The 24,643-nt window shown below is 51.6% G+C and carries 26 protein-coding genes; 3 read left to right on the top strand and 23 right to left on the bottom strand.

The genetic code is table 11. The annotated features are described in order from the left end of the window. Nucleotides 1–126 precede the first annotated feature (126 nt). Nucleotides 127–1,461 carry a glutamine synthetase family protein gene (locus ACJJI3_RS03805; RefSeq protein WP_413662273.1) on the top strand — a complete coding sequence of 445 codons (1,335 nt, stop codon included), beginning with the start codon at nt 127–129 and terminating at the stop codon, nt 1,459–1,461. Nucleotides 1,462–1,882: 421 nt separating this feature from the next. Beyond that, nucleotides 1,883–4,045, top strand: coding sequence for a M4 family metallopeptidase (locus ACJJI3_RS03800; protein ID WP_444941546.1), 2,163 nt, complete (start codon nt 1,883–1,885; stop codon nt 4,043–4,045). Between the two features lie 132 nt (nt 4,046–4,177). Here the strand turns inward: ACJJI3_RS03800 and ACJJI3_RS03795 are convergent, their stop codons facing one another. The 21 genes from ACJJI3_RS03795 to ACJJI3_RS03695 all read right to left on the bottom strand — a co-directional run bounded on the left by ACJJI3_RS03795 (nt 4,178) and on the right by ACJJI3_RS03695 (nt 22,053). After that, entirely contained in the window at nt 4,178–5,836 is a 1,659-nt protein-coding gene (locus ACJJI3_RS03795) for an alanine/glycine:cation symporter family protein (RefSeq protein WP_413662275.1), read from the bottom strand. A gap of 109 nt (nt 5,837–5,945) precedes the next feature. Continuing rightward, nucleotides 5,946–6,971 carry a D-cysteine desulfhydrase family protein gene (locus ACJJI3_RS03790; protein WP_444941545.1) on the bottom strand — a complete coding sequence of 342 codons (1,026 nt, stop codon included), beginning with the start codon at nt 6,969–6,971 and terminating at the stop codon, nt 5,946–5,948. A 363-nt stretch (nt 6,972–7,334) separates the two neighbouring features. Beyond that, on the bottom strand, nt 7,335–7,667 hold the full coding sequence (gene yajC / locus ACJJI3_RS03785) for a preprotein translocase subunit YajC (RefSeq protein ID WP_282932486.1): 333 nt from the start codon (nt 7,665–7,667) through the stop codon (nt 7,335–7,337). Between the two features lie 111 nt (nt 7,668–7,778). Then, the gene (locus tag ACJJI3_RS03780; protein ID WP_020415217.1) at nt 7,779–8,225 is read right to left on the bottom strand and encodes a helix-turn-helix domain-containing protein; all 447 of its coding nucleotides are present in this window, start codon (nt 8,223–8,225) and stop codon (nt 7,779–7,781) included. A 416-nt stretch (nt 8,226–8,641) separates the two neighbouring features. Then, nucleotides 8,642–9,118, bottom strand: coding sequence for a thioredoxin-dependent thiol peroxidase (bcp, locus tag ACJJI3_RS03775; protein ID WP_282932483.1), 477 nt, complete (start codon nt 9,116–9,118; stop codon nt 8,642–8,644). A gap of 83 nt (nt 9,119–9,201) precedes the next feature. Further along, nucleotides 9,202–9,840: a DUF2244 domain-containing protein gene (locus ACJJI3_RS03770; RefSeq protein ID WP_444941544.1), complete on the bottom strand. Its 639-nt coding sequence runs from the start codon at nt 9,838–9,840 to the stop codon at nt 9,202–9,204. 72 nt (nt 9,841–9,912) lie between these two features. Further along, nucleotides 9,913–10,893, bottom strand: a complete 981-nt coding sequence (locus tag ACJJI3_RS03765; RefSeq protein ID WP_282932481.1) for a malate dehydrogenase — start codon at nt 10,891–10,893, stop codon at nt 9,913–9,915. Nucleotides 10,894–11,026: 133 nt separating this feature from the next. Beyond that, complete coding sequence (locus ACJJI3_RS03760) at nt 11,027–11,650, bottom strand: dUTP diphosphatase (RefSeq protein WP_444942543.1); 624 nt, start codon at nt 11,648–11,650, stop codon at nt 11,027–11,029. Nucleotides 11,651–11,677: 27 nt separating this feature from the next. Then, nucleotides 11,678–12,454, bottom strand: coding sequence for a TatD family hydrolase (locus ACJJI3_RS03755; protein WP_444914004.1), 777 nt, complete (start codon nt 12,452–12,454; stop codon nt 11,678–11,680). A gap of 7 nt (nt 12,455–12,461) precedes the next feature. Then, nucleotides 12,462–12,815, bottom strand: coding sequence for a PilZ domain-containing protein (locus ACJJI3_RS03750; protein WP_413662279.1), 354 nt, complete (start codon nt 12,813–12,815; stop codon nt 12,462–12,464). A gap of 104 nt (nt 12,816–12,919) precedes the next feature. After that, nucleotides 12,920–13,945 (bottom strand): DNA polymerase III subunit delta', encoded by a 1,026-nt coding sequence (locus ACJJI3_RS03745; protein ID WP_444941543.1) that lies wholly within the window; start codon nt 13,943–13,945, stop codon nt 12,920–12,922. 47 nt (nt 13,946–13,992) lie between these two features. Further along, nucleotides 13,993–14,613, bottom strand: coding sequence for a dTMP kinase (tmk, locus tag ACJJI3_RS03740; RefSeq protein ID WP_282932477.1), 621 nt, complete (start codon nt 14,611–14,613; stop codon nt 13,993–13,995). Beyond that, the gene (gene mltG, locus ACJJI3_RS03735) at nt 14,613–15,677 is read right to left on the bottom strand and encodes an endolytic transglycosylase MltG (protein WP_444941542.1); all 1,065 of its coding nucleotides are present in this window, start codon (nt 15,675–15,677) and stop codon (nt 14,613–14,615) included. Before mltG ends, tmk begins: the two co-directional genes overlap by 1 nt. Next, nucleotides 15,674–16,444: an aminotransferase class IV gene (locus ACJJI3_RS03730; RefSeq protein ID WP_444896975.1), complete on the bottom strand. Its 771-nt coding sequence runs from the start codon at nt 16,442–16,444 to the stop codon at nt 15,674–15,676. The genes mltG and ACJJI3_RS03730 overlap by 4 nt, the downstream gene beginning before the upstream one ends. Nucleotides 16,445–16,489: 45 nt before the next feature. Continuing rightward, nucleotides 16,490–17,731, bottom strand: coding sequence for a beta-ketoacyl-ACP synthase II (fabF, locus tag ACJJI3_RS03725; protein WP_413662282.1), 1,242 nt, complete (start codon nt 17,729–17,731; stop codon nt 16,490–16,492). Nucleotides 17,732–17,922: 191 nt separating this feature from the next. After that, entirely contained in the window at nt 17,923–18,159 is a 237-nt protein-coding gene (gene acpP, locus ACJJI3_RS03720) for an acyl carrier protein (protein ID WP_020415205.1), read from the bottom strand. Nucleotides 18,160–18,384: 225 nt separating this feature from the next. Then, the gene (gene fabG / locus ACJJI3_RS03715; protein ID WP_282934677.1) at nt 18,385–19,128 is read right to left on the bottom strand and encodes a 3-oxoacyl-ACP reductase FabG; all 744 of its coding nucleotides are present in this window, start codon (nt 19,126–19,128) and stop codon (nt 18,385–18,387) included. Between the two features lie 56 nt (nt 19,129–19,184). After that, the gene (fabD, locus tag ACJJI3_RS03710; protein ID WP_444941541.1) at nt 19,185–20,129 is read right to left on the bottom strand and encodes an ACP S-malonyltransferase; all 945 of its coding nucleotides are present in this window, start codon (nt 20,127–20,129) and stop codon (nt 19,185–19,187) included. Between the two features lie 51 nt (nt 20,130–20,180). After that, nucleotides 20,181–21,239, bottom strand: a complete 1,059-nt coding sequence (plsX, locus tag ACJJI3_RS03705) for a phosphate acyltransferase PlsX (protein WP_282932473.1) — start codon at nt 21,237–21,239, stop codon at nt 20,181–20,183. Between the two features lie 3 nt (nt 21,240–21,242). Beyond that, nucleotides 21,243–21,437, bottom strand: coding sequence for a 50S ribosomal protein L32 (rpmF, locus tag ACJJI3_RS03700; RefSeq protein ID WP_108733564.1), 195 nt, complete (start codon nt 21,435–21,437; stop codon nt 21,243–21,245). A gap of 73 nt (nt 21,438–21,510) precedes the next feature. Next, nucleotides 21,511–22,053: a YceD family protein gene (locus ACJJI3_RS03695; protein WP_444941540.1), complete on the bottom strand. Its 543-nt coding sequence runs from the start codon at nt 22,051–22,053 to the stop codon at nt 21,511–21,513. Nucleotides 22,054–22,159: 106 nt separating this feature from the next. Here ACJJI3_RS03695 and ACJJI3_RS03690 point away from each other — a divergent pair, with 106 nt between their 5' ends. Further along, on the top strand, nt 22,160–22,756 hold the full coding sequence (locus ACJJI3_RS03690) for a Maf family protein (protein WP_444941539.1): 597 nt from the start codon (nt 22,160–22,162) through the stop codon (nt 22,754–22,756). Here ACJJI3_RS03690 and ACJJI3_RS03685 read toward each other — a convergent pair. Both ACJJI3_RS03685 and rluC read right to left on the bottom strand, forming a co-directional pair. Next, nucleotides 22,753–23,394: an HAD-IA family hydrolase gene (locus ACJJI3_RS03685; RefSeq protein WP_282932471.1), complete on the bottom strand. Its 642-nt coding sequence runs from the start codon at nt 23,392–23,394 to the stop codon at nt 22,753–22,755. The genes ACJJI3_RS03690 and ACJJI3_RS03685 overlap by 4 nt on opposite strands. Nucleotides 23,395–23,408: 14 nt before the next feature. After that, on the bottom strand, nt 23,409–24,404 hold the full coding sequence (rluC, locus tag ACJJI3_RS03680; RefSeq protein ID WP_444941538.1) for a 23S rRNA pseudouridine(955/2504/2580) synthase RluC: 996 nt from the start codon (nt 24,402–24,404) through the stop codon (nt 23,409–23,411). Nucleotides 24,405–24,643 lie beyond the last annotated feature (239 nt).

Below are 24,643 nucleotides of genomic sequence, written 5' to 3'. Positions count from 1 at the left end.
AAACGGCCCTGTTCCAATCGGCAGTATATAGTTCCTTTACACAGGAGGAATTATTTTCAGCGCAACGCTTTCCGGCACTGATCATAGAATTTCACTCAGGAAGAAAAAGTAAGCAATGGCTATCCAATGGATAAAATTACAAACTGGCTGGCAAATCACAATATTGCAGAAGTTGAATGCCTTGTTCCCGACATGTCAGGTAACGCCAGGGGAAAGTTCACCCCCACCGATAAGTTCTTAACTCAAGACAGCCGTTTACCGGAAAGCATTTTGGTGCAAACTGTCACGGGGGATTATGTCGACGAACACAATGAGCTTGTTGATCCAGCAGACACCGACATGCTCCTAATTCCTGACCCCAACTCAGTGCGCCTAAACCCTTGGGCCAATGATCCGACAGCACAAATCATTCATGACTGCCATTCTCGAGATGGGGACCCTCACCCTATCAGCACCCGTAATATTTTAAAATTTGTCCTCGAAAAATATGCAGACAGAGGATGGAAGCCTATTGTCGCCCCTGAGGTAGAGTTTTATCTTGTAAAAAGAAACCTGGACCCGGATGAAAAGCTATCCGCGCCTGTGGGAAGATCGGGGCGCACAGAAAAAACCCGACAATCCTATAGCATTGATGCGGCCAATGAATACGAGCCCATCATTGAAGACATGTATGATTTTTGTGAAGCTCAGGGGCTTGATGTCGACACACTGATCCACGAATCAGGCACTGCCCAGATGGAAATTAACTTTCTACATGGAGATCCACTTCATTTAGCTGACCAGGTCTTTACCTTTAAACGCACAGTGCGCGAAACGGCTCTGCGCCACGGCATTTATGCAACCTTCATGGCAAAACCGATGGAAGACGAACCTGGAAGCGCGCTGCACTTACACCAGAGTGTGGCGGATAGAAAAACCGGTGAAAATATTTTTGTCGACAATACAGGAAAAGAGAGCAATAATTTCTTGCATTTTATTGGCGGTATGCAGAAATACACTCCCGGTTTTATTAGTTTTTTTGCTCCAAATGTAAACTCCTATCGCCGCTTTACACCTGAAATGGCCGCACCCACCAGTCTCCACTGGGGTTACGACAACCGAACAACAGGCCTTCGGGTTCCCGACAGCTCGCCACAAAGTAAACGTCTTGAGAATCGTTTTCCCGGGGCGGACTGCAACCCCTACCTTGCCATAGCAGCTTCTCTTGCCTGCGGGTATTTAGGAATGACCAATAAAGTCGCACCGAGCGCACCTTATCAGGGCGACTGCTCCAAAGAGTCAATTACACTTCCCCGCACCCAGGAACATGCCCTGACACTCCTATCAGATTGTGATGAAGCAACAGAAATGTTTGGCAGAAAATTCGTAAAAGCCTGGAACGCAATCAAGAGAAATGAATATGAGGAGTTTAATCGTGTGATCAGTTCATGGGAGAGGGAATTTCTATTATTAAATGTATAAATAACCGTTCCACTAAAAGCTAACAGAAATAATAAACTGTTATCGCCAAATTTATTTTTTCGGAAAAAACAACTCATCTTTTCCACCTCACAGGCAGAACATCACTTCCTAATTTGTGACGATCCGAGCAAAAATATCGAAAACAATTCAAATATATTAGTTTGCCATCACCTTTTTGTTGCCTAGATGCGTATGCAGGGTAATCTCAAGTTGCCCAATTAATTAGGGCAACCGGTTTGAGAAAGCGAACGCCACTGCCGCTACCGCGGTCCCTTCCTGGCGACGGTTATCTTCTGCTGTCTTACCACATAAAAATCCAACCTGTATTGGCCAACCAGATTTAATACGGTCCCCACAAGGGAAATACGGCTGTATACCGGCGGATTCATATATAAAAAAGCTATAAAAGGGAAAGCTAGCAATGAAGCATTTTGTAGGACTAAGCTGCACTTTAGCCTTGGCTATTAGTGCACATGCTGTTGAGCGCGTCCCCGCCACGGCGGACATGCTCTCACCACAAACTTTAGCTGCCACCGGCGGATCGGATATGGCGCTCGAAAAAGTTCGTGAGCGCACTCTCGTCAACGGCAAAACCGTAGCCCGCTACCAACAGACTCACAAAGGCATTCCTGTCTACGGCCAAACAGTAACCAGCTCCGGGCAGGGTCTGATTACTGAGGTTCGCGGCAATGTCATCACTGGGCTGGAACTGGAAGTACCCAATATCAAAGCATTTATCAATGAAGATAATGCTATTGAGCGGGCAATGGACCACCAGATCAACTGGCGCACGCAGCAGGGCGTTATCCAGGGAGCCTTGTCAGTTCAGGCTTTGAAGCTGGAAGCACATAACCCCAAAAAGAAACTCTACGTCTATATCGATGAGCAAGACAATGCCCGCTTGGCTTACCTGGTCAACTGGGTTGAGTACGGCGATGAACCCACACGCCCCTTCTACTTTATCGATGCAATGACTGGCGAAGTTCTCAAGCATTGGGACGGCTTGAACTTTGCACAAAATGCGACAGGCCCAGGGGGCAATTCAAAGACCGGGCGCTACGAGTACGGTACTGACTACCCCCACATGGTTGTTGACGACAGCTGTGCCATGGATACGGACAATGTAGAAACCGTTGATATGAACCACAGCACGAATGGCGGTAGCATCCACTCGTTCACTTGCCCGGACAATGACTATAAGTCAATCAACGGCGCTTACTCACCACTCAATGACGCACACTTCTTTGGCGGTGTGGTCTTTGATCTCTATAGCGACTGGTACAACACATCCCCTCTCACACAAAAACTGAGAATGCGGGTGCACTACAGCAACAACTACGAGAATGCCTTCTGGGATGGCAGCCAGATGACATTTGGTGATGGCCAGAGCTACTTCTATCCACTGGTTAGCCTCGATGTTTCCGCTCACGAAGTCAGCCACGGCTTTACCGAGCAAAATTCGGACTTGAATTACTACAATCAGTCCGGCGGTATCAATGAAGCCTTCTCTGATATTGCCGGTGAAGCTGCCGAGTACTATATGCGCGGCAGCAATGACTGGTTGGTAGGGGCCGAAATCTTTAAGTCCAGCGGAGCACTCCGCTACTTTGAAGATCCAACTGACGATGGCAGCTCCATCGGTCATGCCGATGATTACTACAACGGCATGGACGTGCACTACAGCTCCGGCGTCTTTAACCGGGCCTTCTACCTACTGGCGAATACCAGCGGCTGGAATACCCGCACAGCATTCGACCCCTTTGTTCTTGCCAACCAGATGTATTGGAGTGCCAATACTGATTTTGAAGATGGTGCCTGTGGTGTTTTCTCTGCAGCATCAGATTTAGGTTACGACACTGATGACGTTGTTGCCGCATTCTCCACGGTAGGCGTTTCCACCAGCAGCTGCGGTGGCGGCGGTGGTGGTGGCGGTGGTGGTAATGAAGGCGGAGAACTCGAAAATGGGGTTACCGAGACCGAAATCGAGGGCAGCAGTGGTGATGAAGTTCACTTCACCCTGGATGTACCCGCAGATGCCACAGGCCTGTCTTTTGCAATGTCAGGCGGAAGTGGCGATGCCGACCTCTATGTTCGCTTCGGCAATGCTCCAACCTCCAGCACTTATGATTGCCGTCCGTATACTTCAGGCAACAATGAAACTTGTGATATCGCTGACGCTGACCTACAGGGCGGAACCTATTACGTCATGGTGCGCGGCTACTCCTCCTTCTCCGATGTCACCCTGGTAGGCAGTTACACCGGTGGTGGTGGTGGCGGTGGTGGTAGCGACAGCTGGGAAGAAACCAACCTTTCTGGTTCCCGCAACAGCTGGCAGCACTTCACCATTGAGGTTGACGCTGGAGCTTCTACCCTGAGCGCCGTAATGGAAGGTGGCAGCGGAGATGCAGATCTCTATGTCCGCCACAGCCAAGAGCCTACCCGTACAGCGTACGACTGCCGCCCCTACCAGTGGGGCAATGACGAAAGCTGCACCATCAGTAATCCGGATGCTGGAACCTGGTATATCAGTATCCGCGCTTACTCTGCCTACTCTGGCGTTACCCTGAGTGCAAGCACTGAGTAATTGAGCTGATTTCCACCCAGCAGGTCTCTGCTGGGTGGGCAAGCTCTAGATCGATCAAAGGATCGGTGGTGCACAAACAAAAAAGGCGGCCATATTGGCCGCCTTTTTTATTTTTAATCAAACCCAGACAAATTATTTATGGCTTGGGTCTTTCCAGTAGTCCTTCACGGTATCTTTCATCTCCTTGGCCAACACAGTAATACCAAACAGGTTGGGCAAGGTCATTATCACAATGGCCACCGCAGAGAGGTTCCAAATAACTGTGGTGTCCTCAATCGCAGCCCAGAAGAATGCAATAACGTAAACTATTCGGTAAGGCATTACTGCCTTGGGGCCGAAAAGGTAAATCATTGAGCGGTCGCCGTAGTATGACCAGGCAATTGCTGTAGAGAAAGCAAACAGCAGAATTCCCAGAGTTACAATCAGACCACCGTATTCACCAAAGTAACCGCGCTGGAAGGCAAGATTGGTCAGGGCCACAGAGTGCACCAGGGACTTACCCCAAATATCCACATCTTCATTGGCAAACTTACCATCTTTCACATCCAGAACACCGCTGAAGCTGTCATCCCCCACACGGAAGTCCAGGTCTTCAGCAATAGAACGGGCGTGGATGAGGGTAAAGTCCTGGCTGTTCAGCGGGTGGCCGTCAGTCACAACAATGGAGCCGTTATAGGCCTTAACATCACTCTCCTGACCGCTCAAATACTTGAACAGCTGCTCAACATCCTGGGTATTCTTCTCATCGTAGCTACCCGCTACAACGTAAGTATCTGCACCTTCAAACAGGTTCTCGTGTTTCTCAGTCCAAACACCAGAAGAAAGAATCACAAGTCCGGTTAAGGTACAAATGATAATGGTGTCGATAAAGGGTTCCAGCAGGGAAACCATACCTTCAGAAACCGGCTCGTCTGCGCGAGCGGCGGCGTGAGCAATAGGTGCAGAGCCCTGACCCGCTTCGTTCGAGAAGAGGCCACGGTTCACACCACGGTTAAAGGCATAGGCAAAGCTCGCACCCAGGAATCCACCTACAGCCGCACTACCGGTGAAGGCATCGCGGAAAACAGCCCCAAAGGACGGCAGAATATTTTCGTAGTTGTAGATGATAACGCCCAAGGCACCTATTACGTAGATAACTGCCATGGTGGGAACAATTGTGGAGGTCACTTTAGCGATTCGGGTAATACCGCCAATAATCACCATGCCCAGCAAAATCGCCAGGATGCCACCAGTCAGAGCCTTCTCAACACCAAAAGAATCGTGCATTGCCTGGGCAATGTTGTTGACCTGGGGCAAGCTGCCAGTACCGAATGAACAGATAACGGTCGCGATTGCAAAGAGCACCGCAAGCCATTTCATATTCAAACGGCGCTCCATGTAAAACATGGGGCCACCTGCGTAGTAACCATCCGCTGCTTTAATACGGTATTTGTGTGACAGGGTCACTTCCACAAACTTTGTGGTCATACCCAGGAATGCGGTCATCCACATCCAAAACAGCGCAGCCGGACCACCGAGGAAAATAGCCAAGCCAACGCCACCGATATTACCGGTACCTACGGTACCCGACAGTGCTGTGGCCAATGCCTGGAAGTGGGAGGTATCACCCGGGTCTCCGGGCTTGTCGTACTTACCGCGTACAATCTTGATCGCATGCCCAAAATAACGAAGCTGCGGAAAACCAAGATAAATGGTGAAAAAGAAACCGACTCCAAGTAACACCCAGGGGAACCAAGGTGCTGAGCCGAGCATGCCGTCTATTAACAACAGCAGATTGTTAAAGGAATCCAAACTAACCCCCCACTACTCTGACTTATTTCTGTTTGTTTTATATACAGATACAACTGTAATTTGTTGCGCAGGTTAGCAGCTTACGCGGCACGAGAACAGTAATGTCGTATTATTCGGCCACTGGGAAGAAGTGAGTTCGGTGGGGGAAGAGGCCAAATTGCCCTCCGGTATGAATAAAAACCAGGTTGTCTGAGCCCCGGTAATTTCCTTTTTTTAACTCCTGTAGCAGACCATGAAATGCTTTGCTGGTGTAGACTGGATCGAGAAGAATACCCTCCAAGCAAGCCAACTCTTTAATAGTCTGGTAAACCTCTGGCTCCGCCACCCCGTAAGCGGGACCTTTATAGTCGGCATTAACCAAAATCTTGAGGGACTCCAAATCAAGCGATACGCCAGACTGTGCCATCCACTGCGAAATATCCTCACGCACTTTCACTTGGAAATAATTAGCACTGTCGCAAACGGCGAAACCCGTAACTTTCACACCGGCTTCCAGCAAATGGCACCCCAAGGTCAAACCCGCTTGGGTCCCACCGCTGCCAGTAGCGCATAAAATATGATCAGGCGAGAAGCCCCTATCTGCACAGTCTGCCAATAATTCCTGAGAGGCCGAGATATAACCCCAGATGCCTAAACCGTCGCTGGCACCAGTGGGGATACAGAAAGACTTCTGCCCTCTGGACAGATACTCAGCAGCCCAGCTGTCAAAGAGGCCCTGTAAATTCCGGGAGTATTCCTCCGGTGAGTAAACCGCAATTTCAGCACCTGCCAACTCATCCAATAAAAGGTTGCCATCGGGATTTGCAGTGCGCTTGCCACGTAAAATCAACTGAACCTTAAACCCCAATCGAGCCCCCACCAAAGCAGTGGTACGGCAATGATTGGATTGCACTCCGCCACAAGTGATCAAAACCTGAGCCCCTTGGGCCCGGGCCTCAGCGGCAACAAACTCTAGCTTGCGCAGTTTATTTCCCGACATGCCGGACTCGGTAAGATCATCTCTTTTTATCCAAATCCTGGGCCCTCCATAAGGAAGGGAGTAAAGATCACTGATTCTGTCTAACGACTGCAGAGGTGTGGGCAGATTCGCCAGGCGCAACCGCTTAGGCAACTCTATTGGCAGGCTCTTAAGCACGGTGAATTAAACCTGTTATGTCTAATTATTAGTTTTATCGATGTGACTCAGTAAGAGGACACCTCTAGCAAAAAGTTTCCGCAGAGGTAGAGCCAAGCTTGCTGAGTAAGCGGATAGAGGACTAGCTTTGAAAAATGAACATAAGCATGCCTTTCAGTGCTATTTATTGCTTTTTGCCTAACCTGTTTTTTTATCGGAAAATTAATCAGACAAATTAGTCCAGCCTTTGATTAATTCCGCAATTTTTCTGTGGGCTTTCAAGGCACAATAAATACTGCCCGCGCAAAAATAGTAACCAAAAAAAAGCCCGGCAATTGCCAGGCTTTTTTAGTTACGACATTCAAAGATAAACCCTGAATAGGATTAGATCTTTTTAATCGTACCTTTCGGTAATACTGCGTGCACAGCTACTTTTTGGAACTTCAAAGACATGCTGTCTGCAACTTCCAATACGATGTAGTCCTCGTCGACCTTGTCGACGCGGCCCAGCATCCCGCTGCTCATTACAACTTCGTCACCCTTTTTCAGAGCGCCAACCAGCTCTTGGTGCTCTTTCTGGCGCTTGCGCTGTGGGCGAATAATAAAAAACCACATGAATGCAAACAAACCCGCAAACATCAGCAGGGTTATCATCGGATTACCCTGTGCTGCCGGCGCCGCTTCCTGTGCCATGGCGGAGGGGATAAAAAAGCTCATGCAAAACCTCAAAGAGTCAGCCTATTAAATTGCCGCCAACTCTAACGGGTTTGCCCCGCCGAGGCAACGGATTGGGCCGATCCCATAGAGACCGGCCAAACCAATCCACACTCAGAACCTCTGGCGGACCTGCCGGCGGTAGCCAGTGGGAGACATCCCGGTCCAGCGTTTGAACGCGCTGGTAAAACTGGTTCGATCAGAGAAATCGAGAATTCGTGAGATTCCATCAACGCTCAGCGCAGTATCTTTGAGGAAATGCACCGCGTGACGAAAACGAACATGGTCACGTAAAGATGCAAAACTGAGGTTGTGTTCCTGCAACCGGCGTTGCAAAGTCCGGGTGGACATACTTAGGTCGGACGCTACCGGGCGAATAGCGAGAGAGGCCTTACCGATACGCTGCTCCAGCACATCTATTACCCGTGCGGCAATACCAAAACTGGTTGCTTCGGGGGGGGCCAGCAGCTGGTCGAGAATATTCGGGTCTCCGGATATTCTGGCCTGCTGAAGTGATTTGTCTTCAGAGAGCGAAGTCTGGTCGGGCTGAGTATGGTTCATCGAGCTGCTCCTATTGAGTTCCGTGAGCCGCAGTTATTTTTCTATGTCCGCATCCAGCGAATCCCGGTTGCCCCTGCCCACACCAACACAACATCAACTTCGGCGGACGACTACGTGATGCGGGATGCACCAAAAAACAGACATCGAATCCTTCACAGAGATGTACAATTTTTAAACTAACCGCTCCGGCAATTCCCGCAGAGAGACTCTCTCTAGCCGGCGCACCTTTCCTTTACAACTGCCAGTATAGACCAAGAATTAAGAAAGCAAGGGGCGACAGTGCTTTTTTTCATCTTATTGTGTACCAAGGGCCAAAAATACTTACTTTCGGTACCCACGTGTCGCCTTTGAGTCCGAAAGGTAGGGGCTACAGCAGACCAAGCACCAGTCCAGCCCCGCCCCTCAGAGTCTGGCAATTAATCCAGGTTCTCGCCAATCCAATTCAAAACATCAGTGTCATGGGTCTTGGTTTTAACTTTGTCGATAATATGGCGAAGGCGCCCACTCTTATCGATAATAAAAGTTGTTCGCAGAAGCCCCATGTACTCCTTGCCCATAAATTTCTTCAAGCCCCAGCAACCATATTTATCAGCAATCTTGTGTTCTTCATCAGATAGCAAATCAAAATTCAGTTCGTGCTTGTCGATAAAGCGCTGCAACTTTGCTTCTGGATCCGGGCTCACCCCCAACACAACAGTATTGGCTTTTTTAAATTCAGCCGCACTATCGCGAATCCCACATGCCTGAGTGGTACAACCGGGGGTAAGTGCTTTCGGGTAAAAGTAGAGGACGACATTACTTTTGTCACGAAAATCCTTAAGTGACACTTTCTCGCCACTTTGGTTGGTCAGCGTAAAAGCCGGAGCCAAATTACCGATCTTCGGAAAAGCCATCTGATATCCCCTGTGGAACAGTTAAGAGTAAAGCGGGGATTATAGCGAAAAGAAACAAACGAGACGCCAGTTCTATAGAGAAATCAGAACTGCTGCAGACGAAACTCTTTCTCTTTCCTGGCACAAATGCCAAAACGACCTAACTTCTGCACCAGCTCCGCCTTTTCAGCTTCGGTGAGGAACTCCCCGACTTCAAGGCACCCCTCAGGACCACTAAAGTTAATCGAAGCCATTTCGGTAGCACTGCTCCCCATCCTTACGAGTACTGCCAACTTATCGCGGGCGAACTCCCGGTGATACACCGTTTGCTGCCTGAACCCCTTACAGCAATCCAGAATTACCAACTCCTCATTGATGCGTATTACTTCTCTGCGGGTCCCTTCGAGGTACACGTAGGTAAACAGGATGCCCAGCAGGATCATTTCAAGCCCGGCAAAGGGAAGAATCATCCAGGCTCCCGCCATCGCAAAAGCGAGGCTGATTCCAAGGGATACCCCAACCAGGGAGAAAAACACCCATAGATTGCCGGAGAGGGACAGGGACTGGTTAGGCTGCAGCAGGATACAGGCGCAACGGGCGGTGTTGCGGCCAACTTCAGTGACCATAGCAGGGACATCCGGCAGATATATAAAATCAGTGTAGTGCCGATGGCGGCAGCTCACACGAAGATACTGACCGGGAAAGTTTCCTGGTCCGGGCCGGGGTTTACAAAATTCAGGCATAAAAAAACCCACACCTCAGTGTGGGTTTTTGGGAGAGGCCTGCGGCCAAGGCCTGGGACCTGTCACTCCCTATTACGGCAGCAGGTGTGCTACTGCATCACGCTCTTCCGCCAGCTCCTGCTCGGTAGCAGACATTTTCTCGCGGGAGAAGTCGTTGATGTCAACGCCTTGAACAATTTCCCAGTCGCCATCTTTGCAAGTGCAAGGGAAAGAGTAAATCAGGCCTTCCTGAATACCGTAAGAACCATCGCTGAATACAGCCATGCTGGTCCAGTCACCTTCAGCGGTGCCCAGAGCCCAATCGCGCATATGGTCGATGGCAGCGTTGGCAGCGGAAGCCGCAGAGGAAGCACCACGCGCCTTGATGATAGCTGCACCGCGCTGTTGAACAGTCGGGATGAAGTCGTTTTCGTACCATTCCTGCTCCACTTTATCCATGGCTGCAGCACCGGAAACCTTCACTTGGTGCAGGTCTGGGTACTGAGTGGAAGAGTGGTTGCCCCAAATGGTCATATGGGTGATGTCGTTAACGCTGGAATCAGTTTTGTTTGCCAGCTGAGACAGAGCGCGGTTGTGATCCAGACGGGTCATCGCGGTGAAGTTACGCGGGTCCAGGTCTGGCGCATTGCGCTGAGCGATCAAGGCATTGGTGTTAGCCGGGTTGCCAACAACCAGTACTTTTACGTTACGAGAAGCAACGTCGTTCAGGGCTTTACCCTGTGCAGAGAAGATAGCAGCGTTAGCTTCCAGCAGGTCCTTGCGCTCCATACCCGGTCCACGGGGACGCGCGCCTACCAGCAAAGCGTAATCTGCATCTTTGAACGCAACAGTAGCATCATCGGACTGAACGATACCCGCGAGCAGCGGGAAAGCGCAGTCTTCAAGCTCCATAGCAACGCCTTTCAGCGCTTCCAATGCCGGAGTGATTTCCAGCAATTGCAGAATAACCGGCTGATCTTTGCCCAGCATTTCGCCAGAGGCGATGCGGAACAGCAACGAATAGCTAATCTGACCGGCAGCGCCGGTAACAGCAACACGTACAGGTGCTTTCACGATAGTTCTCCCTCGTTTGTAAGCGGCCGCATTATAGGGCCTCGCGAGTAAATTTCATCTTACACAAGCGAAATAGCGGCTCAATTTGTATGACAAAACCTCTCAGACTGTATTGGACACTCTTTGCGAGTGATTATGTCAGCGCCAATTCCCGGTAACGCGTCTGCAGTGCCTTGTAAACCTGATCACTATAATCAGCAGCAGATGAGTCCAAAAGTCCGGCAATTTCCGCTAGGTGTTCATTGTCTTCACGGCCCGCCCAGTTTTTTACATAGCTGCCATCTTTGTAGCCGTTATCCTGACGGAATCGATTGAGTACATTTTTACCAACATATCGCTGGTACAACTCAGCAAAAGACATTTCTGCATCGGCCAATAGTTGAGCAAAGCCAGCAACATCAAACTGTTTGGTGGCCAGGGTGTTCAAGGTGAAAGACTCGAGGTTTTCACGGAAATCACCCGCCGTACGCTCGGAACCGGCAAACTCCTTCAGCATGATCTCAGCCACTTCCTGCGGAGAGCCTTTTTGCAATTCAAGGCTCAAACCGAAATGCCAGATATCCACCAATTCAAGCTTCACTTGATCCATTTCTGGAAGTTGCTTCTTCCACCACTTCCAACCGTAATGGTCTAACAACTCTGCACTTTCTACCCAAATAGCGCGGTACCAGGCAAAGTTTTGCTCACGCCAGTTTTCATTTACTACTGTATTAATCTGGTCTTGCAGAGTCAGCATGACTTGCAACTGCTGCTTCATCATAGGGGAACATCCAATAGACCCGGATCAAACTGCCCGGGGGAATAATCTGAAAAAGTTTTCTGAGGTGATTTCGGCCAGCTCTTCGTAGGGAATACCGCGTAAATCAGCGATAAATTCTGCCACTTCACGCACATAGGCCGGAATATTGGGCTTACCCCGATAGGGCACTGGGGCCAAATAAGGGGAGTCAGTCTCAACGAGCAACCGATCCAAAGGCAGCCTGCGGGCGACATCCCGCAGCTCCTCGGCATTTTTAAAGGTCACGATGCCGGACAAAGAAATATAATAATTGAGATCCAGGGCCGCCTTGGCCATATCCCAGCTCTCGGTAAAACAGTGCAGAACACCTGCGGTATTGGTATTACCGTGCTCTTTAATTAGCGCAATAGTATCTTCCCGCGCATCTCTCGTATGCACAATAACCGGAAGCTCTGCCTGCCCGGCCGCTTTCAGGTGTGCAATAAAGCTCTGCTGCTGGATTTCCTGGGTGTCCGTGCTGTAGTAGTAATCCAGACCTGTCTCCCCCAATGCAACAACATTGGGCTGGTTAGCCATTTCTACCAGTCGCTCAACATCCGCCATGCCGGAGTCGACATCCAGCGGGTGCACACCAACGGAACAGACTACGTCCTCGTAGCGGGATGCGATTTCAACAACCGCATCGGCGTTTTCCAAACTGATACCGACACAGAGGAACTTGCCAACACCGCGACTGCGGGCCAGGTCCAATACAGCATCCAGATCGCCATCAAATTTATCGAGCTTAAGTCTGTCCAGGTGACAGTGAGAATCAACAAGCATTAGAGAGTTACAACGTATGGGTTGGGCGGCTGGATTCTAAGGTTCCCGCCAAGTGGGTTTCAATCTTGTTTTGCGCGATATTGTCCTTATCGCCAAATTGAACTCCGATTCCGGGAGTGCGGTTGCCTTGAGCACCATTGGGCGTAATCCAGATCACTTTACCGGCAACCGGAATCTTTTCCGGCTCATCCATTAAGCTCAGAAGCAGAAAAACCTCATCGCCAAGGTTGTACGATTTATCCGTACTGATAAATAAGCCACCATTCTTTACGAAGGGCATATAGGCCGCATAGAGCACAGATTTATCCTGGATTTTCAGTGACAGGATGCCGTTGCGGGCACCGCCTCCCATGGCTTTCATGGACAACCTCAATGTTTATATTTCTAAATGATGCGCTAACTTATCTAAGCCCGCTGCCTGTGTCCAGGCAACGTCAATTACCCTACCCGACTTGCGCAAGACGCCTAAGCAAAAAGCTTCGCCCAACGAATAAATAATTCTTCCAGCAGCAAACGACGATTGGGGTTAGCTGTGCCCAGTAACCCTTTCCGCGCCTGAAGCAAATGATCGTAGAACGCAAATACTGGCTGCAAGCTTTGCTCACTCGCCCCTGGCAACCGCTGCAAAAGAACCATTAGCTGGGCATCTCCACTGAGATCACAACTGCGAATCTGCACCATCTGGGTTAACCAGTGCTGCCAGAAAAGCAGTAGTTGAACCAATTCAACACCCTCGGCCGGTGTTTCCCAACGGCCCGCTGTAGAGACTGAACTTGCCGTACCCTGAGCTACAGCAACCAAATCTTTAAAAAACTGCTCGCGTACTTCTCTCGACTTGGGCTCGGCCAGCTCCGCCGCCAATAATGGTGCCCCGCCTGCCAGAGTTAAGACACGCTGTGCCAGCGGCTCTTCCAGCCCATTGCTGTATAGCCACTGTAGCGCCACCTCTCCAGTTGGGGGCGGAAAAGCTATAGATTGACAGCGACTTCGAATGGTTGGCAAAAGGCCTGTGGGGGCATCGGTGATCAACACAAAGATAACGGAGGGTGCCGGCTCTTCCAGGTTTTTCAACAGGGCATTGGCTGCGTTGACATTCATCGCCTCCGCCGGCGACAAACAAACCAGACGCGCCCCGCCCCGCCCACTGGTGCGGGAAACAAAGTTGCCCAGCTGACGGATCTGTTCCACTTTCAGCGGGCCACCGGGCTTTTCAGGTTCAACTTGCAGGAAATCAGGATGCGAGCCAGCCATCCACAACCGACAATCCTTACACTCCCCACAGGCCTGACCTGCCCTCGGTTGTTCACATAGGGCCAACGCGGTAAAAGCAGCTGCGAATTGTCGCTTTCCCAACCCCTCCGGGCCAGTCAACAGCAAAGCGTGCGGGCAGCGATCCGCCTGCAACTGCAACCCCAACCGCTGCCATTGCTCGGAGTGCCAGGGAAGAGGTACCGGTATCGATTTATACTCAAAAGTTTCAGGCACAGACATCAGCCACAATTCTTATCATTTAAAAATAGATTCTGGGGCAAGATAGCTTAAAGCAACAGCTCCAATTGCTTGGCTAGATCCATCTGCACCTGTTCCAGAGATTGGCCGGCATCCACAACCGCGTAACGGGCAGGCGCAGCTTCAGCTCGATCGCGATAAGCCGCACGCACCCGCTGGAAGAACTCCAGGTGCTCACTCTCAAACCGATCCGCTTCCCCAGTGCGTGCAGCTCGCTGTAGCCCCACTTCTGGGTCGAGATCCAATAAAAGCACTTTATCTGGGCGCAAATCCCCTTGAACTGTCTGCTCCAACTGCTCGATCAATTGTCGATCCAGTCTGCGACCACCGCCTTGGTAGGCATAGGTAGCATCGGTGAAGCGATCACAGATCACCCAATCCCCACGTTTTAAGGCGGGCAGTATAACCTGAGACAGATGTTGCGCGCGGGCGGCAAACACCATCAATAATTCCGCCGTGGGATCAACGGATTCATCCCGTTTGGCCAATAACAGCTCGCGCAGCTGTTCTGCCAATGGGGTGCCTCCCGGCTCCCGGGTTTGGATAAAGTTAATATTGTGCTTTTTGAGCCACTCGGTGATGAAGAGTAAATTGGTAGATTTCCCCACCCCCTCTACACCCTCAAGGGTGATGAACTTGCCGTGCGACACTAATTCTTTCCTTTTGCCGGACTCGAGCGGTAATCCGCGCGCCTTTTCAGCTGATACTCCCGCACCGCACGGTTGTGCTCTGTCAGAGTCGCTGAGAAATGATGAGATCCATCCCCTTTGCTAACAAAATACAAGCTCTTGCCGGGCTTTGGATTTAAAGCGGCCCGAATTGCCGCTCGCCCAGGTAGGGCAATCGGCGTAGGGGGAAGGCCATTAATAACATAAGTATTATAAGGTGTTGCCTGGCGCAGGTGTGTACGGGTCAGATTTCCGTCAAAGTCCTCACCCAAGCCATAAATTACGGTGGGGTCGGTCTGCAAGCGCATACCTTTATTCAGCCTGCGTACAAAAACACCGGCTATTTCACTGCGCTCAGATGGCTGCCCTGTCTCTTTCTCGATAATTGAAGCCATGATTAAGGCTTCATAGGGCGACTTATAGGGCAGATCATCCCCTTTTGATTGCCACTCCTCATCTAGCACCTTCTGCATCCGATCATAGGCCTGACGCAGTAGTTCAATATCTGTGGTACCGGACCGGTAGACGTAAGTATCCGGGAAAATCCAACCCTCAACCTCATCTTCCTTTAGGCCCAGGGCCCGGGCAGCAGCACTGACATTGCTTCCCTCTTCAGACTGAACGATTCTTTCACCGGAGCGGATTTGTCGCAGGGCCTGGCGAAAGGTCCAGCCCTCTAATAGCGTAATGCGATAGCGGGTAACTTCACCGCGATTCAGGCGCGCAATCAAGTCCCGCGCGTTACTGCCAAAGGGAACTAAATACTCGCCGGAATGGATTTCTGTTGTGCCCTCCCAGTAGGCATAGGCGAGGAGTATTTGCGGCCACTGGATTATCCCTTCGCCCTGCAAGCTTCGCAGCGTCCGGGACAAACTTCCGCCCTTTTCCACCTGAAGCGTAAGCCCATCTTGTGCAATCGGCAGGGGGGATTCCAAGGCTTCCTTTGCCACGTATAGAGAGGCAACTGCAACCAAGCAGGCCAATACCAGCCCACCAAATAACAGCTTCAACACTCTCCAAGCGAAACTCGCTTGCTTTTTCTTCACCACAATTTATCCAATATCAGCTTCTGTAGCTTGCGGGTCTCGACACCCACAGGCCAATTTTTGTAACCGATTACCTCTACCACCGGTAATACACCTCGAACACTGTTGCAGAGAGCCAGCTCATCGGCCTCACAGAGTTCGGAAAGCTCCATGTCTTCCTCTTGCCAGTGGATATGGCTCGAGAGCCACTGCCGCATCACACCATGAACACCACACCGGTGCAGGGATGGAGTCATCCACTTCCCACCAAATCGGGCCAAGATATTACAGCGCAGGGTTTCGATGACCCTTCCCGCCGAATCCAGCATCAATCCATCGAGAAATTGACCCACCGGCAGCTCTGCTTTTGCCGCATTATATCGGTTACGGAGTAAAGTTTTGCAGCCCTGGTTCGAATTACTACCGATCGGCAAGCTCGTCGAACAAGGGAAAAGGCTAGTGCCCACCTGCCCCTCAGCAGTTTCAATCAGCGGCCGCAGCACCAAATCCCAACATTGCTGCCCGCGCACACTGCCAACACGCAGGCGCGCAATCGCCTCAGGCCAGCGACAGCCGGCTGTCAATTTTAACGTCGACTGCTCAATTTCTCCCAGACAGGCCTCATCCAACACTCCCGAACGCTCCAGGCGAGCGCGGTGGAAAGACCAAAGCGGTAGACCTTTGTTGTGACAGCGCATTGTTTCGAGGATTCCACCCGAGTAATCAGCATCATCTGGCAACTGATCAACGGCCAGCCCCCGAAAGTACATTTGAGGTAACTGGTACATGGAGCTCCCAAGGCAGGTGTGCCCACCTCGCGGTGGGCACGGGAATCAGACTCGCTTGAATATCAGTGACCCATTGGTGCCACCGAAACCAAAGGAATTGGATAAGACTGCATTGATTGCCATCGGCTGGGCCTCTTGGGGCACCAGGTTAATACCGGCACAGGCCTCATCCGGGGAGAAGAGGTTGATAGTGGGGGGCGCAACCTGGTCGCGCAATGACAATACCGAGAAAACGGCTTCAATAGCACCGGCAGCCCCCAGCAGGTGACCGGTCATCGACTTGGTAGAACTCACAGCGAGGGAGTCCGTCACCCCAGCGAATACTTTTTTAACCGCCAGGATCTCAGCTGTGTCTCCCAGCAGAGTAGAAGTACCATGAGCATTGATATACTGGATATCACTTGGGCTCATACCGGAATCTCTCAAGGCATTTTCCATTGAGAGAGCAGCGCCAGCGCCATCTTCCGGAGGAGAGGTCATGTGGTGGGCATCACCGCTCATACCAAAGCCAGCTACTTCTGCATAAATCTTGGCTCCGCGAGCGATTGCATTTTCGTACTCTTCCAAAACGAGTACCGCAGACCCTTCACCCAGTACAAAACCATCACGGTCTTTATCCCAGGGGCGGCTTGCTGATTGCGGATCATCATTGCGGGTGGACAGCGCTCTTGCCGCACAGAAACCGCCGAGCCCTACCGGGGTGGTAACCATTTCTGCACCACCACATACCATCACATCGGCATCACCGTGCTGAATCGCACGAACTCCTAGGCCAATCGCATGGGTTCCTGTGGTACAGGCTGTTGTCACCGCCAGATTGGGGCCTTTGAGGCCATATTTAATCGAGAGGTTACCCGCAACCATATTAATGATGGCGCCAGGTACAAAGAAAGGTGATACACGGCGAGGGCCTTTTTCGGCAATCAGCAATGAATTATCTTCGATAGCCAGGATACCGCCCATACCAGAGCCAATACAGGTACCCACGCGCGGACCCAGCTCTTCGGTTACCTCCAGGCCGCTATCTTGCATAGCCTGAATACCGGCAACCAGTCCGTACTGCAAGAAAGTATCCATCTTGCGCGCTTCTTTTGCGGGCATGTATGGCGTGGGATCAAAGTCCTTTACAGTAGCGGCGAAGCGGGTTGAAAAAGCCGAGACATCAAATGTCTCAATCGGAGCAGCACCATTAGCTCCCTGTAGTACCCCAGACCAAGTATCCTCTAGGGTGTTACCTAACGGGCTAACGACTCCCATTCCGGTTACGACAACTCTTCTTTGCGACACTGCGCTCCCCCCTGAAATTTTCTGCTACCGTCCTTCACCAATGTAGTTAAAAGAACAACATCCGGTCAGCAGTCACAATTCCGTAGTACCAATAACAAGAAAGCCGCGCTATGAAACATAGAACGGCTTTCAGAATCGCTCGGCTAGGTACAGCATATTGAGCTGCCCGTGCCTAAACTACCCAGCAGGAATTAACCAAGGTTATCCTTGATGTAATCCATTGCCAGCTGAACAGTAGTGATTTTTTCAGCTTCTTCATCGGGAATTTCAGTTTCGAATTCCTCTTCCAAAGCCATAACCAGCTCAACTGTGTCGAGTGAGTCAGCGCCCAGATCTTCAACAAAAGAGGCTTCAGGCTTAACGTCTTCTTCCTTAACGCCCAGTTGTTCAGCAACGATCTTTTTAACGCGCTCTTCAATGCTGCTCATGATTCAATTTAACTCCTAGTGGGTAAAAATCTGTTTTAGTCGCTATTGTTTTTCACCGTATCCAATGTTGTTGGTGATAACGACCGGCTCACACAGCTTTTGGATAATTCAGAGGCCATTGTACCCCAAGTTTTTCGGGATGTAATGTGCGGCCCCTCAACACCATCAGCAAAAACATAAATATCTCTAAAATCAATAAGTTAAAGAGACATTTTGAAACACAAACTACGCCATGTACATACCGCCATTGACATGAATTGTCTCGCCGGTGACATAGCCTCCCGCATCACTCGCCAGGAAGGAAACCACCGAAGCAATTTCTTCCGGCTTCCCGAGCCTCGCGAGAGGAATCTTACCCAGAAGCAACTCGCGTTGCGCTTCAGGCAAGACTTTTGTCATATCAGTATCAATAAAGCCGGGGGCTACGGTATTAACCGTGATTCCTCTGGAGCCCACCTCTGAAGCCAGGGAGCGGGCAAACCCTCCCACACCAGCTTTGGTCGCCGCATAATTGCTCTGACCGGCATTACCCATACTACCTACGACGGAGCTGATATTAATAATCCGCCCCCATCGCGCCTTGGTCATATCGCGCAGGCAAGCCTTACTCATGCGATAGACCGCGGTCAAATTCGTATTGACGACTGAATCCCACTCGTCATCCTTCATGCGCATCAACAAGTTGTCCTTGGTGATGCCAGCATTATTAACCAATATCGCAGGAGCACCAAACTCATTTTTTATCGCTGCATGAAGCTCGGAAATACTTTCCGCATTGCCCACATCCAGAACTTTACCGGCACCTGCGATACCGGCTTCTGCGAAGCGGGCGCTTATTTTTTCAGCACCGGATTCGCTGGTGGCAGTACCAATAACTGTGGCACCCATTCCACCGAGCATATCTGCAATTGCCGCACCAATACCGCGACTTGCACCTGTCACCAAGGCAACTTTACCCTCAAGGGACATCTGTAAGGTCATTCTCACTTATCCTTATTCGACTACTGGACTACTTTTTGAGCGATTTATACCGCTGTAGCTCGCAGAGCTTCATTAAAGTTACTGGGGCTATCGATTGCGTGACAGGAAACACTTCGATCGACACGTTTGATCAGGCCAGACAAAACCTTACCCGGACCACACTCAACCATTTGCTCCACTCCGGAGCCAATAATTTTTTGTGCGCAGGCAGTCCAGCGAACCGGGCGATAAATCTGCTCGATCATCAGGGTCTTAATTTTTTCCGGATCCGCTTCAAGCTCAGCGTGGACATTGTGCACGATGGGTATTTCTGGCGCGTTAAATTCTGTCGTCTCTATTTGAGGGGTCAGCTTTTCCGCCGCAGGACGCATCAGTTCAGTGTGGAATGGGGCACTGACCGGAAGAGGCATGGCCTTCTTTGCACCGGCAGCTTTACAGGCTTCGATGGCGCGCTGCACCGCCGCGCTACTTCCCGCAATAACAATCTGGCCGGGAGAGTTGTAATTCACCGCAGCGACTATTTCACCCTCAGCAGAAGCAGCACAAGCTTCTTCAACAGCTGCATCATCAAGACCGATGATCGCAGCCATAGCGCCCTCCCCTACGGGAACCGCCTCTTGCATCAAGCGGCCGCGCTCGCGAACCAAATGAACCGCATCTTTAAATGCCAGAACGCCAGAGCACACCAGTGCTGACCACTCACCCAAACTGTGACCGGCCATGAATGCAGGCTGGGCACCGCCGCGAGAGCGCCACATGCGATAAAGGGCAACACTGGAAGTCAGTAAGAGAGGCTGGGTACGCTGGGTGAGATTAATGGCTTCCTGCTCGCCATTCTGGCACAGGTCCCAGAGGTCATAGCCGAGCACATTGGATGCTTCGGCAAAAGTGGCCTGAATTTCAGGCGCCTCTTGGGCAATCTCAGAGAGCATACCTATTTTCTGGGAACCCTGCCCCGGAAAGACAAATGCGAGTGCGGCATTGGTCATAAGATATCCTTAACCTAAATGTGGCTGATTTCAGTAAGGGAAAACTGCTTTTTACCCTTCATCCATGGAGCGTCTTTCGCCGGATTGTGCCATAGCGGCATCGACCCTGGCTGCTAGGTCAGCATCGGCACACTCCTTCGCCGTAACCATCGCCCGATAAAAAGCTTCGCTGCTGGCACCGCCGTGACTCTTGATCACGTTGCCCTTTACCCCTACAAAGCTGGCGCCATTATAGCGAGCAGGTTCCACCTGTGTACGCCATTTTCGCAACAGCTTTATGGCCAATTGGCCAAAAAAACGCTTGAAACACCCTCTTTTCTCGATTGTGAACGCTTTTTGACCCATTAGTCGAATCACACCCTCGGCAGATTTCATCGCGACATTACCCATCAGGCCGTCGCAAACAACCACATCTACCGAGCCGGTAAAAATATCATGCCCCTCAACAAAGCCAACATAATTGACCCCGGGGTCCGCATCGAGCAGCTCCGCTGCACGGCGTATTTCGGCGCTACCCTTATGTGCTTCCGCCCCAATATTGAGCAGCGCCACCTTTATATCCTTCACACTCTTACGGGCAGTATGAATCCGCTGAGCCTCAATCCCCATACGGGCGAATTGAAGCAAATCCTCAGCACTGCAATCCACATTGGCACCAAGGTCCAAAAGATAGCAGGAACCCATACCTGAAGGTACAGACTTACCGAGCGCCGGCTTCCTAACACCTTGGATATTACCGAGAATACTGCGACTCAACGCCAACAAGGCGCCGGTATTGCCGGAGGTAACTGCAGCTTGCACATCTCCCGATGCAACACTCTTCAGGGCCATCGCCATGGTTGAATCGCGCTTATGGCGAACAGCCTGCAACGGATTGCACTCTTGAGTGATAACTTGCTCGCAATGGATAATTTCGAGACGGCGGGTAACGCGGCGGCGATGGCGCTGCAGCTCTTGATGAACCAGAGCTTGAAGCTCTGCGCGCGGGCCAAATAGCTTTAGCTGCGCTTCAGGGAAGTTTTGAAGAAATCTAATACATGCCGGAACGACAGAGCGGGGACCTAAGTCCCCGCCCATTGCATCCACGGCCAATCGCAATTGGCTGGACAAAGCTTACTCTTCTTCAGAGCCGCCGCTAACTTCGATCACTTTGCGACCACGGTAGAAACCGTCTTTGGTCACGTGGTGACGACGGTGCTTTTCACCGGTAGTCGGATCGACGGAAAGGGTAGCACCTGCGCCCAGCGCATCGTGGGAACGGCGCATACCGCGACGGGAACGAGTCTTCTTGTTTTGTTGAACAGCCATTGCTAGCTCCTAAAATAAACAAATTTCGCTGGAACCGGGGCGCCTACCGGCGAGCCCAAACTCATCGGGAAACCTAGGGTTTACCCGACGAACCCTTCAACTGCTCCAGCACTTTAAAGGGGTTTGCCTGTTGCTCATCCGCCTCGGCAACCTCGCCACCAAAATGAAAGCTCTCCTTGGAGACACATTCTTCCTGGTGATAAGCCACCATTGGCAAATTGAGCAAAATTTCATCTTCAAGGATCTGGTGCAAGTCCAGCTCATCGCCGTCCTGGATCACCGGGTCCAGATCTTTGGGCAGGGCCTTACCCTGCTCCTCAGTCCATACGATACCCCAGCTAAACTGTGCCTCGATCTGCTCATGGACCGGTGACAAACAGCGCTGACACAAGAGGTCAACTGCAAGTTGAACCTTGCCGCTCACCGTTTGGTGACCTTGCAAGTCTCGCTCAAACTGCAATTCAGCAGAAATCTCTCCGTGGACAGACTCAACTGCGCTACCAACCCGAGGCAGGGACTCCAACGGCAAAACACCATCGAGCAACTGCTCTCGCTGTACCAATTTCCGAGCATCAATGCTCTTTGGCAATACTGATTTAGAGGGGGCTATCGACATAAGCGCGCAATTCTATGGACTCACCTTAGCCTTGTCAAAACAAATCAGGCATTGCAGTATCGCCCGGTCACAAACCACTATTCGACCCAGCGGAAAATCCACCAGAATGCCCCACCCTCTGATACTAGCCTCCAGCTCTCCTTACCGCAGAACCCTACTACAACAGCTTGGCATCCCCTTTCAGCAGGATTCGCCCCATATAGATGAAGCACCACAGGCGGGGGAAGCGCCAGCTGCACTCGCCCTGCGCCTCGCCAAAGAGAAAGCGCGCGCCCTGGCAGACCGCCACCCGAAATCACTGATTATCGGTTCAGATCAAGTCGCCTCTTGCGACGGTCAAATACTTGGCAAGCCAGGCAGTAGGGAGCGCGCCATCGCCCAACTGCAAGCCTGCAACGGCAAAAAAGTGATATTCCACACCGGCTTGAGCCTGCTTAATAGCGCAAGCGGAGAGCAGTTGGGCGATACGGAAACCTTCACCGTCTACTTTCGGCAGTTGAGCACAGAGCAAATTGAACGATATGTAGAGCTGGAACAACCTTACGATTGCGCCGGCTCTTTTAAGGTGGAAGGGCTAGGTATCGCCCTGTTTGAGAGGCTTGAAGGGGCAGATCTCAACACCCTGGTTGGGCTGCCACTAATCCGCCTTACCGATATGCTGAACCACTTTGGCATAGATCCATTGGGCCCGCAGGCCACCTAAAGGAGTGGCGGCCAGCGGAGCAGCTCAGAGAAACGATCGATAACAACCTTGGGGCCACACCCCTGCAGTCGGGTTGGGCAATGAGCACCATAGCTCACCCCGATAGAGGGCATACCGATCGCCGCCGCCATTTCCAGGTCGTATACGGTATCCCCTACCATTACCGCCTGCTCCGGACCGGTTCCGGTCTCATGTAGCAACTCATTCAGCATCAGCGGGTCAGGCTTGGAAGCGGTCTCATCCGCACAACGACTGGCGGCAAACAAGTGGCCGAGGCCGTGCTCCTCAAATTCCCGATTGAGCCCCTGCCGACTCTTCCCAGTCGCTACCGCCAACTGGTGACCACCGCACAGCAACTGGTCCAAGGTATCCAGGACCCCCTCAAATAACGGCAGGGGTTCAACCCGGGCCGCCATCCACTCATCAAAGTAAAGTTGGCGCAACGTGAGTTTTTCCTCACTGGCAGCCTCCGGAAACAGAGAGGATATCGCCTCCGGCAGACCAAGCCCGATAATGTTGCTAACCGCTTCCGGGGCAAGCACCGGCAAACCGGCTCTATCTGCTGCCCGCAACATACAATCGACGATACGCGCCTCAGAATTACAAACCGTCCCGTCCCAATCGAGGATTACCAACATAACAAAAGAACGCCCTACTCTTCCCTTAATCTATTCAGCACTGCACTCAGCTCCGCAGGGAGTGGAGCCTCCACCTCAACCTTGGAGCCATCTGGCAAAGAGCAGCGCACTGAAGTCGAGTGCAAAAAGAGACGCTTCAGACCGCGACCGCGAAATTCACGATTGACTTCGTCCGAGGTGTACTTGTTGTCGCCCGCCAGAGGACAACCAACAAACTGAGCATGAACTCGAATTTGGTGTGTTCGCCCGGTGACCGGCTCTGCGGAAAGCAGAGTCGCTGCCTTAAATCTCTCAATCAACTTAAAGCGAGTCTCTGAAGGCTTGCCCTCAGGGTGCACTGACACCATTCTCTCGCCGCTTTTCAAAGTGTTCTTGCGCAAAGGTGCCTCAACAATGCGGCGACCCCGGGGCCACTTGCCCACTGCCAATGCCTGATACGATTTACCGATCTTTCCCGCCCGCAACTCCGACTGAACATGCTGCAATACCGCGCGCTTGCGGGCCACCATGATGGCGCCACTGGTATCCCGGTCCAGGCGGTGCACCAACTCAATAAATGGGCTTTGCGGAAACATCTGACGCAAAACTTCAATCAGGCCCAATCTGACACCACTGCCGCCATGGACTGCAAGGCCCGACGGTTTATTGATCACCATAAGCCCGTGCTTGTCGTAAAGTATGGACTCTTGGATCAGCTGGCGCAGAGATTCACCAGCGAGAGGGGCCTCAGCCTGCTCGGCAACACGAATTGGCGGCACTCGCACCACATCGCCCGCCTTTAACTTGTATTCAGCCTTTATTCGTCCTTTATTTACTCTTACCTCACCCTTACGCAGGATTCGGTATATACGTGAACGCGGCACACCCTTGAGGCGCGCCTGGAGGAAATTGTCGATCCTCTGTCCCGCCAGCTCTTCAGGTACAGTTAAAAGCTGCACGCCGCCAGATGGATTCGAGGTCTTTGATGGGGTCTCGGCCGGAGCCTTCTTAGGGTGGGGTATACTTCGCATGACGCGCATCATAGCGTTGCCAGGGATACAATTGAAGCACCTCCCTGCCCATGCTATATTCGGCCGGCCTGAATTCGGCGTATTTTCGGTCAAAGGCGACTTCCCACATGAAGAGATAGCCGTGACCCCAATGAAAATACCCCATTCGGTCGGTGCGCGGGGATGCCGCGTCATTGATAAAACTTAGCCGTTGAGATGTCCCCCAATTACCAGAACCAGAGGGGAGCTCACCGGCAACA

The sequence above is a fragment of the Microbulbifer maximicatervae (SeqCode) genome (assembly GCF_052466985.1).
The sequence above is the reverse complement of the archived record's forward strand: the minus strand, read 5'-3'. Positions and strand labels throughout refer to the sequence as shown.

Bases quoted from the DNA above. Each gene is read 5' to 3' on its own strand.
- ACJJI3_RS03805 (WP_413662273.1), top strand. From the start codon at position 127: ATGGATAAAATTACAAACTGGCTGGCAAATCACAATATTGCAGAAGTT.
- ACJJI3_RS03800 (WP_444941546.1), top strand. From the start codon at position 1,883: ATGAAGCATTTTGTAGGACTAAGCTGCACTTTAGCCTTGGCTATTAGT.
- yajC (WP_282932486.1), bottom strand. From the start codon at position 7,667: ATGAGCTTTTTTATCCCCTCCGCCATGGCACAGGAAGCGGCGCCGGCA.
- ACJJI3_RS03780 (WP_020415217.1), bottom strand. From the start codon at position 8,225: ATGAACCATACTCAGCCCGACCAGACTTCGCTCTCTGAAGACAAATCA.
- bcp (WP_282932483.1), bottom strand. From the start codon at position 9,118: ATGGCTTTTCCGAAGATCGGTAATTTGGCTCCGGCTTTTACGCTGACC.
- ACJJI3_RS03770 (WP_444941544.1), bottom strand. From the start codon at position 9,840: ATGCCTGAATTTTGTAAACCCCGGCCCGGACCAGGAAACTTTCCCGGT.
- ACJJI3_RS03760 (WP_444942543.1), bottom strand. From the start codon at position 11,650: ATGAAGCAGCAGTTGCAAGTCATGCTGACTCTGCAAGACCAGATTAAT.
- ACJJI3_RS03755 (WP_444914004.1), bottom strand. From the start codon at position 12,454: ATGCTTGTTGATTCTCACTGTCACCTGGACAGACTTAAGCTCGATAAA.
- ACJJI3_RS03750 (WP_413662279.1), bottom strand. From the start codon at position 12,815: ATGAAAGCCATGGGAGGCGGTGCCCGCAACGGCATCCTGTCACTGAAA.
- ACJJI3_RS03745 (WP_444941543.1), bottom strand. From the start codon at position 13,945: ATGTCTGTGCCTGAAACTTTTGAGTATAAATCGATACCGGTACCTCTT.
- ACJJI3_RS03730 (WP_444896975.1), bottom strand. From the start codon at position 16,444: ATGTACCAGTTACCTCAAATGTACTTTCGGGGGCTGGCCGTTGATCAG.
- acpP (WP_020415205.1), bottom strand. From the start codon at position 18,159: ATGAGCAGCATTGAAGAGCGCGTTAAAAAGATCGTTGCTGAACAACTG.
- fabG (WP_282934677.1), bottom strand. From the start codon at position 19,128: ATGTCCCTTGAGGGTAAAGTTGCCTTGGTGACAGGTGCAAGTCGCGGT.
- fabD (WP_444941541.1), bottom strand. From the start codon at position 20,129: ATGACCAATGCCGCACTCGCATTTGTCTTTCCGGGGCAGGGTTCCCAG.
- rpmF (WP_108733564.1), bottom strand. From the start codon at position 21,437: ATGGCTGTTCAACAAAACAAGAAGACTCGTTCCCGTCGCGGTATGCGC.
- ACJJI3_RS03695 (WP_444941540.1), bottom strand. From the start codon at position 22,053: ATGTCGATAGCCCCCTCTAAATCAGTATTGCCAAAGAGCATTGATGCT.
- ACJJI3_RS03690 (WP_444941539.1), top strand. From the start codon at position 22,160: ATGCCCCACCCTCTGATACTAGCCTCCAGCTCTCCTTACCGCAGAACC.
- ACJJI3_RS03685 (WP_282932471.1), bottom strand. From the start codon at position 23,394: ATGTTGGTAATCCTCGATTGGGACGGGACGGTTTGTAATTCTGAGGCG.
- rluC (WP_444941538.1), bottom strand. From the start codon at position 24,404: ATGCGAAGTATACCCCACCCTAAGAAGGCTCCGGCCGAGACCCCATCA.